The 11,930-nt window shown below is 71.4% G+C and carries 12 protein-coding genes and 1 riboswitch; of the genes, 8 read left to right on the top strand and 4 right to left on the bottom strand.

Annotated elements, in window-relative coordinates:
• Positions 1-9: 9 nt before the first annotated feature.
• The 8 genes from ACZ7LT_RS22020 (at position 10) to def (ending at position 7,270) form a co-directional block, all read left to right on the top strand.
• A complete protein-coding gene (locus ACZ7LT_RS22020; protein ID WP_471237755.1) occupies positions 10-825 on the top strand; it encodes an SOS response-associated peptidase in 816 nt (271 codons plus the stop codon).
• A 40-nt stretch (positions 826-865) separates the two neighbouring features.
• Entirely contained in the window at positions 866-1,501 is a 636-nt protein-coding gene (locus tag ACZ7LT_RS22015; RefSeq protein ID WP_471237754.1) for an alpha/beta hydrolase family protein, read from the top strand.
• A gap of 231 nt (positions 1,502-1,732) precedes the next feature.
• The gene (locus ACZ7LT_RS22010; RefSeq protein WP_019889306.1) at positions 1,733-2,389 is read left to right on the top strand and encodes a sigma-70 family RNA polymerase sigma factor; all 657 of its coding nucleotides are present in this window, start codon (positions 1,733-1,735) and stop codon (positions 2,387-2,389) included.
• Positions 2,386-2,691, top strand: a complete 306-nt coding sequence (gene rsrA, locus ACZ7LT_RS22005) for a mycothiol system anti-sigma-R factor (protein ID WP_019889307.1) — start codon at positions 2,386-2,388, stop codon at positions 2,689-2,691. Before ACZ7LT_RS22010 ends, rsrA begins: the two co-directional genes overlap by 4 nt.
• Positions 2,692-2,800: 109 nt before the next feature.
• On the top strand, positions 2,801-4,207 hold the full coding sequence (locus ACZ7LT_RS22000) for an HD-GYP domain-containing protein (protein ID WP_471237753.1): 1,407 nt from the start codon (positions 2,801-2,803) through the stop codon (positions 4,205-4,207).
• On the top strand, positions 4,204-5,484 hold the full coding sequence (locus ACZ7LT_RS21995) for an HD-GYP domain-containing protein (protein ID WP_471237752.1): 1,281 nt from the start codon (positions 4,204-4,206) through the stop codon (positions 5,482-5,484). The genes ACZ7LT_RS22000 and ACZ7LT_RS21995 overlap by 4 nt, the downstream gene beginning before the upstream one ends.
• A 114-nt stretch (positions 5,485-5,598) precedes the next feature.
• Complete coding sequence (locus ACZ7LT_RS21990; RefSeq protein WP_019889310.1) at positions 5,599-6,579, top strand: tetratricopeptide repeat protein; 981 nt, start codon at positions 5,599-5,601, stop codon at positions 6,577-6,579.
• Between the two features lie 61 nt (positions 6,580-6,640).
• A complete protein-coding gene (gene def, locus ACZ7LT_RS21985) occupies positions 6,641-7,270 on the top strand; it encodes a peptide deformylase (protein WP_471237751.1) in 630 nt (209 codons plus the stop codon).
• 58 nt (positions 7,271-7,328) lie between these two features.
• On the opposite strand, the gene ACZ7LT_RS21980 is transcribed toward def, so the two are convergent.
• From ACZ7LT_RS21980 to ACZ7LT_RS21965, 4 genes are all read right to left on the bottom strand, one after another.
• Positions 7,329-7,532 (bottom strand): hypothetical protein, encoded by a 204-nt coding sequence (locus ACZ7LT_RS21980; protein ID WP_471237750.1) that lies wholly within the window; start codon positions 7,530-7,532, stop codon positions 7,329-7,331.
• Between the two features lie 164 nt (positions 7,533-7,696).
• Positions 7,697-8,704, bottom strand: a complete 1,008-nt coding sequence (locus ACZ7LT_RS21975; RefSeq protein WP_471237749.1) for a ribonucleotide-diphosphate reductase subunit beta — start codon at positions 8,702-8,704, stop codon at positions 7,697-7,699.
• Positions 8,704-11,064, bottom strand: a complete 2,361-nt coding sequence (locus tag ACZ7LT_RS21970; RefSeq protein ID WP_471237748.1) for a ribonucleoside-diphosphate reductase subunit alpha — start codon at positions 11,062-11,064, stop codon at positions 8,704-8,706. The genes ACZ7LT_RS21975 and ACZ7LT_RS21970 overlap by 1 nt, the downstream gene beginning before the upstream one ends.
• Before the next feature lie 137 nt (positions 11,065-11,201).
• Positions 11,202-11,324: riboswitch (cobalamin riboswitch) on the bottom strand.
• Positions 11,325-11,388: 64 nt separating this feature from the next.
• Positions 11,389-11,892 (bottom strand): GNAT family N-acetyltransferase, encoded by a 504-nt coding sequence (locus ACZ7LT_RS21965; RefSeq protein ID WP_471237747.1) that lies wholly within the window; start codon positions 11,890-11,892, stop codon positions 11,389-11,391.
• Positions 11,893-11,930 lie beyond the last annotated feature (38 nt).

Here is an 11,930-nt window from a genome sequence, read left to right as displayed (position 1 = left end):
GTGGCACGTATGTGCGGACGGTATTCAGCGAGTCGTCGGCCCGAGGATCTGGTGGGGCTCTTCGAGGTCGAGAAGTGGGAGCCGGAGGAGACTTTGGCGCCCGACTGGAACGTGGCCCCGACCAAAGAGGTCTACGCGATCCTGGAGCGCCCTCTGAAAGACGCGGATTCACGGCGTCCGGTTCGCCAGATGCGGGTCCTGAAATGGGGCCTCGTACCCTCCTGGGCGAAGAACCCGGAGGGCGCGGCCCGCATGATCAACGCGCGGGCCGAGACGCTGACCGAGAAGCCCTCCTTCAAGCGGGCGTTCTCCGCCCGGCGCTGCATCCTGCCCGCGGACGGCTATTACGAGTGGGTGACCGGCGAGCAGGAACGGGAGCTGGAGGTCGAGGGCAAGAAGAAGCGCCCGCGCAAGCAGCCGTATTTCGTGACCCCGGCGGACGGCTCGGTCTTCGCGATGGCCGGTCTTTACGAGTTCTGGCGGGACCGGACGCTGCCGGACGACCATCCCTCGGCGTGGTGGGTGACCTGCTCGGTCATCACCACCGAGGCGGAGAAGGGACCCCTCGGGGTGGCACCCGCGGAGGGCCCGAGCTCGCTGGCCGACATCCACCCGCGGATGCCGCTGATGCTGACCCCGGACCGCTGGTCGGCCTGGCTCGACCCCGCGCTCACCGAGCCGGAGGAGCTGCGGGAGCTGCTCCAGGCGCCGCCGGAGGGCCTGATGCGGGCGTATCCCGTGGCGACCGCCGTCAGCAACGTCCGTAACAACGGGCCGGAGCTCCTGACGGAGCTGGCGGGCCCCGAGGTGGGCACGCTGTTCTGAGCTCCGGCCCGGCCCGCCCGGCGCGCGGCAGTATGGAGGCGTGACCAAGAGCGAGATCGTTTCGACCGAGACCGGAGACGCGCGGATCACCTGGCACCCCGCCAGGAAGGCGCGCCTCGTGCTGGCCCTCGGCCATGGCGCCGGCGGCGGGATCGAGGCCCGCGACCTCCAGGCCCTCGCCGCCGAGCTGCCCGCCGACGGGGTGAGCGTCGCCCTCGTCGAGATGCCCTGGCGGGTGGCCGGGAAGAAGGTGGCGCCCGCGCCGAGGACCCTGGACGCCGGATGGCGCGAGGTGTGGCCGGCCCTGGCCAAGAGCGCGGTGCCCGTCGTGGCCGGCGGGCGCAGCGCCGGGGCGCGGGTCGCGTGCCGCACCGCGGCCGAGCTCGGGGCCCGGGCCGTGCTCGCGCTCAGCTTCCCGCTGCACCCGCCGGGCCGCCCGGAGAGCTCACGCGCCGGGGAACTCCTCGACGCCGGACTGCCCACGCTCGTCGTCCAGGGCGGAAACGACCCCTTCGGCAAGCCCGAGGAGTTTCCCGATGGGACCTACACCTTTGTCGAGGTTCCATTCGGCGACCACTCCTTCGCCGTGCCCAAGCGCGCCCCGCTCACCCAGGACGACGCTCTCGGTGTGATCGCCGAAGGCGTTCGGAAATGGATCGGAACTCTCCGGGAATGATGCGGGCGACCCCTCTGTTGCAACGGGTGCATCGGAAGAAAGAGCTTTGGAGAGGGAGCCCGTCGCATGAGTTCGACCATCTGCCCGAGCCGCTCGCGCGCCGCTGACCTGGACTGGACGGTGCTGCCCGCGGCCAAGACCGCCCCTATTCGGGCGGCGGGCGGAGCGGTTCCTCGTCTATCCTCCGAATCGAGTGGGTCCGCATTCGGATCCGCCACATCGTTGGAGGAGGTGGGTCCGGTCACTGGGACCGACACAGGGACCGACAACGGCCCCGAGGAGACGGCCGCCGAGCGCAATGCGCGTTTCGAACGGGACGCCCTCGGATACCTCGACCAGATGTACTCCGCGGCGCTGCGCATGACGCGCAATCCCGCCGACGCGGAGGATCTGGTGCAGGAGACCTACGCGAAGGCGTACGGATCCTTCCACCAGTTCCGTGAGGGCACGAACCTCAAGGCATGGCTGTACCGGATCCTGACCAACACCTTCATCAACTCGTACCGCAAGAAGCAGCGCGAGCCGCAGCGCAGCGCCGCCGAGGAGATCGAGGACTGGCAGCTCGCCCGGGCCGAGTCCCACATGTCGACGGGTCTGCGGTCGGCGGAGTCGCAGGCTCTCGACCACCTGCCCGACTCCGATGTGAAGGAAGCGCTGCAGGCGATCCCCGAGGAGTTCCGCATCGCCGTCTATCTGGCGGATGTCGAGGGCTTTGCGTACAAGGAGATCGCGGACATCATGGGTACACCCATCGGTACGGTGATGTCCCGACTGCACCGGGGCCGCCGCCAGCTGCGCGGCATGCTCGAGGACTACGCCCGCGACCGCGGGCTCGTGCCCGCGGGCGCCGGAGAGTCGTCGAACGATCTGAAAGGCTCGGGCTCATGAGCTGCGGAGAGCCGCACGAGACGGATTGCAGTGAGGTACTCGACCATCTCTACGAGTTCCTCGACCATGAGATGCCCGACAGCGACTGCACCAAGTTCGAGTCGCACTTCGAGGAGTGCTCCCCGTGCTTGGAGAAGTACGGGCTCGAGCAGGCCGTGAAGAAACTGGTCAAGCGGTGCTGCGGCCAGGACGACGTGCCCACCGACCTCAGGGCCAAGGTCATGGGCCGGATCGACCTCATCCGCTCCGGGCAGATCGTCCCCGACCACGACGTGTCGGCACCGACGCCTCAGGAGACCTGATCGTACGGCGCGGGTCCCGGCCCCGCGCCATAGCAGCCCCCATCACCCGATGGTGCTAATCGGCCGTTACCCGCCGTGATGCTGTGCCCAAGTCGCTAGCGTGACGCGGGTGATGGGGATTCCTGGAGCCGCCCGCGCGTACATCGGGTGCGTCGTGGCCGGCGCCGTGGTCTGCGCGCTGCCCGTCCTCGGGCCGGCCGCGCGCGGCTCCTGGGGAGCCGTCGCCCTGCTGGCGGGGCTCTACGCCGCCTGCGAAGTGCCCGCACGCTGTCCGCTGCTCGGCCGCACCCACCTCGGGTCGATGCCGCCCGGCACCGGATCCTTCTTTCCCGTGCTCCTCGCCGCCGCGCTGCTCCTGCCGCCCGCTGGGGCGGCGGCCGTCGCCCTGCCCGGTGCGCTGCTGGCCAGGGTCGACCAGCGCCCGGCCCGGCCGCGCCGGATCTGGCGGGCCGGCCGGCTCGCCCTCGCCGCCTGGGCCGCCGCGCAGGCCGCGGCGCTCCTCGGCGGCCCGGCCGCGCTCGGCGGCGCCTCGGGGACCCCGGACTTCCCGTACGTCCTGCTGCCCGCCGCGGTCTCGACGTGCACCTTCTGCCTGGTCCTCGCCGTTCTCGACGGCGGCATCCGCGTCACGGCGGAGCGGCGGCCGGTGCGCACCGCCTGGCGGGGGCTGCTGTGGCCCTCGCTCGCCCCGCACGCCGTGCACGGACTGGCCGGACTGATGATGGCCGTGCTCTGGCGCAGCGCCCACGGGCCGGTCGCCGCGCTCTTCGTGCTGCTGCCGATGTACATCACCTGCTGGGTCTTCGCGCAGTACCACCGCGAACGGGCCGCGCACCAGGCCACCATCCGGGCGCTCGTGCAGGCCGTCGACCTCAAGGACCGCTACACCCGGGGCCACAGCGAACGGGTCGGCCGGGCGTCCGTCCTCATCGCCCGCGAGCTGGGCATGGACGAAGGACGCCTGGAGGTCCTGCGCTTCGCGGGGATCCTGCACGACGTCGGCAAGCTGGGCGTGCCCACCCGGGTGCTGCGCAAGGACGGGCCGCTGACGCCCGAGGAGCGGCGGATCATCGAGCTGCACCCGGAGTACGGACACGAGATCGTGCGCGGCATCGGCTTCCTCGGCGAGGCGCGCTCGGCGATCCTGCACCACCACGAGCGGATGGACGGCAGCGGCTATCCGTACGGGCTGAGCGGGACTCAGATCCCGGAGTTCGCGCGCGTGGTCGCCGTCGCGGACGCCTTCGACGCGATGACCTCCACCCGCTGCTACTCCCGGGCCCGCCCGGTCGGCACGGCGCTCGCCGAGCTCCGGCGGTGCGCGGGCAGCCACTTCGACCCCCGGATGGTCCGCGCGCTGGTCCGCGCCCTCGACCGGCACGGCTGGCAGTCGGACGTCACCGCCGACGAACCCAGCGGGAACGTTCCGCCACCCCGGCCCTCCGCACCGGCCGCGCCCGGCCCCGGCCTCGCTGTCGGCCCGCTGCCCGCCCCGCACCCAGGGGCCCGGCCATGACCGCCCGCCACGCGCGCGTGGCGGCCCCGGTCGCTGTCGTGTACGGCGCCGCCGCCCTGCTCACCGCCGGGGGGCTCGGCCACACCCTGTGGTGCGGTGTCGACCAGCGCGGCACCGCACTCGCCTTCGGGGTGCTCATCGCGGTGGGCGAGCTCGCCCGCTGGGGCGCCGCGCCCGGCGCCCTCCCCGGCGAGCTGGGCGGAAAGGAGCCCGCGCCGCTCGGGGCCGCCGGGGCGCTCGCGTACGCCCTGCTCGGCGAGAGCGCGGGGGAGCCCACCACCCACGGCGTCCTCCAGGTCGTCTCGGTGGTCGTCGCCGGGGCACTCGCCGGAAACGTGCTCCATGTCGCGCGGGGCCGCGCACCCGCCCTCGACCATGTCGTCCGCCGGGTGCTGACCGTCGGCTTCGCCGCCGTCTGCTTCCAGCCGCCCTACAACACCGGCCTGGTCACCGAGCACATCGGCCACGGCCCGCTCTTCGCCCTCTTCCTGCTGGTCCTGCTGGTCCTGACCGCCCTGTGCGACGCCGTCCTCGCCGCCCTGATCCAGCGCGCCCGCAGCGGCTACCCGTACGGCCCTCTCCTCCGTGACCAGCTGCGTGCCCACCTCGGCATCGGCTCCGCGGTCTGCGCGACCGGCGCCGTGATGGCCCTCGGGGTCGCCGCCGCAGGCCTCTGGGCGCTGCCCGTCTTCTGCGTACCCCTCCTCCTCACCCAGCTCGCCTTCCGCCGGTACGCCGCCGTCCGCACGGTCAACGGCCAGACCATCGCCTCGCTCGCCCGCGCCACCGAGATCGCCGGATACACCCCGGCGGGGCATGCACGGCGGGTGGCGGCCCTCAGCGGGGCGGTCGGCCGGGAGATGGGCATGTCCGGAGCGGAGCTGACCGTACTGGAATACGCGGCCCTGATGCACGACATCGGACAGCTCTCCCTCGTCGACCCCGTACCGGAGGGCGCCACCGCCCTCCTGCCGGTCCCCCAGCAGCGGCGGATAGCGCTGCTGGGCGGGGCCGTCGTCCGCCAGACCGGGGTGCCGGCGGCCGTCGCCGTCGTCGTGGAACGCCAGGCCGATCCGTACCGCGAACAACCCCTGCCCGCCCGGATCGTCCGTGCCGTCAACGCGTACGACGATCTTGCGGGGGACACCGCGGCGGGCGCCCTGAAGGCACTCGAACGGCTCAGGCTCGGCACCGCCCGGGACTACCAGCCGGAGGTCGTCGAGTCCCTCGCCAGAGTCCTGGCCCGGGGCGGCGTCGCCCCCGGTCGACCTGGGTAACCCATGGGTAATGAGCGGGCGTCCGACCGGGCATGGTTGGATGCGAACAAGAGGGTGACAGTGTTGTCGAGGGTTCCCTCGGGCCTGAACCCGAGCGACCGGCAGGCGGGAATCGTGAGGATCTTCGGGAAGGTACGGCATCGGCCCTCCGCCTCGTGGCGGCAGGCCACCGACCGCGCGTTCACGCTGATCGGTGACGGCCGGTACGAGGACGCGGGCGCGCTTCTGACGCGTGCGGCGGACCTGGAGCCCTGGCTCTCCGAGTCCTGGTTCAACCTGGCGCTGCTGCACAAGTTCCGGCACGACTGGGAGCAGGCCCGCGCCGCGGGGCTGCGCGCGGTCGCCCTGCTCGACAAGGAGACCGGCGCTCCCGACTGGTGGAACGTCGGGATCGCCGCCACCGCCCTGCAGGACTGGCCGCTGGCCCGGCGCGCCTGGCAGGCGTACGGCCTGAAGGTCCCCGGCGCCTCCGCCGGGACCGGTGAACCGGCCGGGATGGACCTGGGCAGCGCGGCCGTGCGGCTCTCCCCGGAGGGCGAGGCCGAGGTCGTGTGGGGCCGCCGTCTCGACCCGGCCCGGATGGAGGTCCTCTCCATCCCGCTGCCGTCCTCGGGCCGCCGCTGGGGCGAGGTCGTGCTGCACGACGGTGTCCCGCACGGCGAGCGGACCACCTCCGCCGGGCCGTCGTACCCCGTCTTCGACGAGATCGAGCTGTGGGCGCCGTCGCCCGTGCCGACCTGGGTGGTCCTCCTGGAGGCCGCCACCGAGGCCGACCGGGACGCCCTGGAGCAGCTGGCCGCGGACGCCGGGTTCGCCGCGGAGGACTGGTCCTCGTCGGTCCGGCTGCTGTGCCGGGCCTGCTCGGAATCGACCATGCCCAGCGCCGAGGGCGAGGGCGAGCACCTCGACCCGCACGACCACAGCGAGCCGGGGCACCCGGGGCCGCTCGGCCACCGCTCCCCGGGCGAGCTGTGGGTGCCCGAGCGCGAGTGCGGCATCGCGGCGCCGGCCGGTCTGGTGCGCGGGCTGCTCGACGGGTGGGTCGCGGACAGCCCCGACAGCCGAGAGTGGCGGGATCTCGAAGAAGTCTGCTGACAGCTGGCCGTAGGCTGTACGGGACCACTGACTGGGGTGTTTGAGGAAGGCGTGCGGCCCAATGGCGCAGCAGGAGACGGACGAGCAGGTGAACGACGGCTTCGTCGTCGACACGGAGGACTGCGAGGCGCGTGAGCTCGCGTACCGCGAGCGCGGCACGGCGCGGCCGATCACGGTCGTGGGCAACCCGGTCCTGCACAAGGAGTGCAAGGACGTCACGGAGTTCGACGACAAGCTCGCGGCGCTGATCGACGACATGTTCGCCAGCCAGAAGGCGGCGGAGGGTGTGGGGCTCGCCGCCAACCAGATCGGCGTCGACCTCAAGGTCTTCGTCTACGACTGCCCCGACGACGAGGGCGTGCGGCACACCGGTGTCGTGGTCAACCCCGTGCTCCAGGAGCTGCCGGCCGAGTACCGGATCCTGGACGACTCCAACGAGGGCTGCCTCTCCGTCCCGACGGCGTACGCCTCGCTGGCCCGCCCGGACTACGCCGAGGTCCACGGCCAGGACGCGCAGGGCAACCCGATCAAGGTGCGCGGCACGGGCTACTTCGCCCGCTGCCTCCAGCACGAGACGGACCATCTCTACGGCTACCTGTACATCGACCGGCTGTCCAAGCGCGAGCGCAAGGACGCGCTGAAGCAGATGGCCGAGGGGACCCCGCGGTACGAGACCGTCCCCAACGACTGACGTACGCACGAAGGGGCCCCGCTCGCGTGTGCGAGCGGGGCCCCTTCGTGTGCGGCTACTACCAGCCGAGGTCGGCCGGGGCGGACGTCCAGCCGGTGTCGGCCGGCGTCGAGGTCCAGCCGGTGTCGGCCGGGGTGGAGGTCCAGCCGGTGTCGGCAGGCTTCGTCGTCCAGCCGGTGTCCGCCGAGGCGGTGGCGGCGGCGCCGCCCACCAGCAGCGCGGCGATCGCGGCGGTGGTGAGTGCGCGAGCGGTACGAGACATGCGGATCCCCCTGATGCGTCGGAAGACGATGGATGCCCCGCCCGGACAGCTGTGCGACACCTGTCCGGGCGGGGCGAGATCACTCTAAGCCAAGCTTTGGCGAATGATCCGTTATCTCCACATCCGGAATCCGCTGCTCAGAAGACTCATAAGGCTCGGAAGCCTCAGAAGTCCTCGTCCAGGTCCACCGTGCCCTCGACCGCGACCTGGTAGGCCGACGGCCGGCGCTCGAAGAAGTTGGTCAGCTCCTGGACGCCCTGGAGCTCCATGAACGCGAACGGGTTCTCCGAGCCGTACACCGGCGCGAAGCCCAGCCGCTGGAGGCGCTGGTCGGCGACGCACTGGAGGTACTCACGCATCGACTCGGTGTTCATGCCCGGCAGACCGTCGCCGCACAGGTCGCGGCCGAACTGCAGCTCCGCCTCCACGGCCTCCTTCAGCATGTCCGTGACCTGCTGCTGGAGCGCGTCGTCGAAGAGCTCCGGCTCCTCCTTGCGGACGGTGTCGACGACCTCGAACGCGAAGTTCATGTGCATCGTCTCGTCCCGGAACACCCAGTTGGTGCCGGTCGCCAGACCGTGCAGCAGGCCCCGGGACCGGAACCAGTACACGTAGGCGAACGCGCCGTAGAAGAACAGACCCTCGATGCACGCCGCGAAGCAGATCAGGTTCAGCAGGAAGCGGCGGCGGTCGGCCTGGGTCTCCAGGCGGTCGATCTTCTCGACCGAGTCCATCCACTTGAAGCAGAACTGCGCCTTCTCGCGGATGGAGGGGATGTTCTCGACGGCGTCGAACGCGGCGGCCCGGTCGTCGGGGTCGGGCAGGTAGGTGTCGAGCAGCGTCAGATAGAACTGGACGTGCACGGCCTCCTCGAAGAGCTGGCGCGACAGATAAAGGCGCGCCTCCGGGGAGTTGATGTGCTTGTACAGCGTCAGCACGAGGTTGTTCGCCACGATCGAGTCGCCGGTCGCGAAGAACGCCACCAGACGGCCGATCATGTGCTGCTCACCCGGGCTGAGCTTGGCGAGGTCGGCCACGTCGGAGTGGAGGTCGACCTCCTCCACGGTCCAGGTGTTCTTGATCGCGTCCCGGTAGCGCTCGTAGAAGTCGGGGTAGCGCATCGGACGGAGAGTCAGCTCGAAGCCCGGGTCGAGCAGGTTTTTCTCGGACATTACTGGCAGGCCTCGCAGGACTCGGGGTTCTCAAGGGAGCAGGCGATCGCGTCGGCGTCGGCGGCCGTCTGCTGGAGGGGGACGGTGGTGGCGGCGCGGGCCGCGCGGGCGATCTTCGTCGCCGGGCGGGAGCGCAGGTAGTACGTGGTCTTCAGCCCCTGCTTCCAGGCGTACGCGTACATCGACGACAGCTTGCCGATCGTCGGCGTCTCCATGAACAGGTTCAGCGACTGCGACTGGTCCAGGAACGGGGTCCGCGCCGCGGCCATGTCGATCAGACCGCGCTGCGGGATCTCCCACGCCGTGCGGTACAGCTCGCGCACCTCGGCCGGCACCCAGGTGAAGCCCGCCACCGAGCCGTTGGCCTCGCGCAGCGCCTCACGGGTCTGCGCGTCCCACACGCCGAGCTCCTTCAGCTCCTCCACCAGGTAGGAGTTGACCTGGAGGAACTCACCCGAGAGCGTCTCGCGCTTGAACAGGTTGGAGACCTGCGGCTCGATGCACTCGTACACACCGGCGATCGAGGCGATCGTCGCGGTCGGGGCGATGGCGAGCAGCAGCGAGTTGCGCATTCCGGTCTTCGCGATCCGCGCCCGCAGCGCCTCCCACCGCTCCGGCCAGGCCTTCTCCACGCCGTAGTGGTCGGGGTGCAGCACGCCCTGGGCGGTACGGGTCTCGGCCCAGGCCGGGACCGGGCCGTTGCGCTCGGCGAGGTCGGCCGAGGCCTCGTACGCCGCCAGCATGATCCGCTCGGCGATCTTCGTGGACAGCGCCTTCGCCTCGGCGGAGTCGAAGGGCAGCCGCAGCTTGAAGAAGACGTCCTGGAGGCCCATCGCGCCCAGGCCCACCGGGCGCCACTTGGCGTTGGACCGGCCCGCCTGCTCGGTCGGGTAGAAGTTGATGTCCACGACCCGGTCGAGGAACGTCACGGCCGTACGGACCGTCTCGTCCAGGCGCTCCCAGTCCAGCTCGCCCGTCCCGGGGAGCACGAACGCGCCGAGGTTGACCGAGCCGAGGTTGCAGACCGCGGTCTCGTCGTCGTTGGTGACCTCGATGATCTCGGTGCAGAGGTTCGAGGAGTGCACCACCGTGCCGGGCAGGGCCGTCTGGTTCGCGGTCCGGTTGGAGGCGTCCTTGAACGTCATCCAGCCCTGGCCGGTCTGCGCGAGCGTACGCATCATGCGGCCGTACAGGTCGCGGGCCGGCATGGTCTTCTTGGCCAGGCCCGCCGCCTCGGCCTTGAGGTAGGCGGCGTCGAACTCCTCGCCGTACAGGTCCACCAGCTCCGGCACGTCCGCCGGGGAGAACAGCGACCACTCGCCGTCCGCGTCGACCCGGCGCATGAACTCGTCCGGGATCCAGTGCGCGAGGTTCAGGTTGTGCGTACGCCGGGCGTCCTCACCGGTGTTGTCGCGCAGCTCCAGGAACTCCTCGATGTCCGCGTGCCAGGTCTCCAGGTAGACCGCGGCCGCGCCCTTGCGGCGGCCGCCCTGGTTCACCGCGGCGACGGAGGCGTCCAGCGTCTTCAGGAACGGCACGATGCCGTTGGAATGGCCGTTGGTGCCGCGGATCAGCGAACCGCGGGCGCGGATACGGGAGTACGAGAGGCCGATGCCGCCCGCGTGCTTCGACAGCCGCGCGACCTGGTGGTAGCGGTCGTAGATCGAGTCCAGCTCGTCCAGCGGCGAGTCCAGCAGATAGCAGGAGGACATCTGCGGGTGGCGGGTGCCGGAGTTGAAGAGCGTGGGGGAGGAGGGCAGGTAGTCCAGCCGGCTCATCAGCCGGTACAGCGAGGCGACCTCGTCCAGGGCGAGCTCGGAGTCGTCCTCGGCGAGACCGGCGGCCACGCGCAGCATGAAGTGCTGCGGGGTCTCGATCACCTTGCGGGTCAGGGGGTGGCGCAGCAGATAGCGCGAGTAGAGCGTGCGCAGACCGAAGTAGCCGAAGCGGTCGTCCGCGTCGAGGTCGATCAGCGCGTCCATACGGGCCGCGTGCAGCGCCACGAAGTCGGCCGTACGGTCCGCGATCAGGCCCTCCCGGTGGCCGACCGCGACCGACGCGGAGAACGACACGGCGCCCTGGCCGGCCGCCTCGTCGGCGATGGCGCGGGTGAGCAGCCGGGCGGCGAGCCGGGAGTAGGCGGGGTCCTCGGAGATCAGCCCGGCGGCCGCCTCGGTGGCCAGCTCCCGCAGCTCCGCCTCGTCCGAACCGGCGTGCCGGCCGCGCAGCGCGGCGGCCGCCACCCGTCCCGGGTCGGTCTCGGGCAGATCGGCGGTGAGGTCGGTCAGGGTCCGCAGGAGTACGGTCCCGGGTCCGTCGTTCTCAATCGCTGAGGCCGGATCGGCGGGCGCGATGGTCACTGTGGGGGCTCTCCCTCGCTCGGCTCGGGGCCGGCGGCAGGAGTCGGGGCGCACGGGCACACACCGGTGACGGCGGATGCGCGGCGTCCACCGGCCCATTCCGCGAGGCCCGGACGTCTTCGGCACCCGGAACGGACGGACCGGGCGCGCTGTCGGCAGGTCCTCGGACTCATCGGGTGCACACGTACACCAAACACACCGTTGCGGGACAGTTCCGGATTTCCACCGGATTCCCCTGCGACGACAGCGAGCATGAGCATACATGTGGGGGGCGCCGGATGCGGCACCCCCCACATGTTGTGTGTCGTGTATCCGGACTCCCCGTCAGAGCTCCAACCCGTAGGTGAGCAGCCGGAGACCGGGAATCGGCTCCCAGTCCCGCTCAGGAGTCCGTACGAACCCCATCCGCTCGTAGATCCGGTGGGCCGACCCCATCGACGGCTGGGTCGACAGCATCAGCCGTACGCACCCCTCCGTGGCCCGCGCCCGCTCCACACAGGCCCGTACGAGCGCCTCGCCCGCTCCCTGTCCGCGCGCCTCCTTGGAGACCGCCAGCATCCGGAACTCGGCCTCGTCCGCCCGGGCGACGTCGGCCCACGGCCGCGCCCCTGAGGCGACGAAGGTCACGCCACCGAGGAGGCACCCCCGGGGGTCCACGGCGACCAGCACCTCCGCCTCGGCGGCCCGGCGGGCCACGTCCCGCAGGACGCCCAGGTAGTCGTCGTCCTCGTTGAGATCGAGGTGGCCGTCGTCCAGATAGGCCTGTGCGGTGAGTTCGCCGAGGGCCTCGTACTCGGCCGGCAGTGCCGTACGAATGGCTATCTCCATGGCGTGAGTGTGACCCGGCCGGGCCGCCGGCGCCCACC

The organism is Streptomyces sp. NPDC039465 (assembly GCF_055639315.1).
The sequence above is the reverse complement of the archived record's forward strand: the minus strand, read 5'-3'. Positions and strand labels throughout refer to the sequence as shown.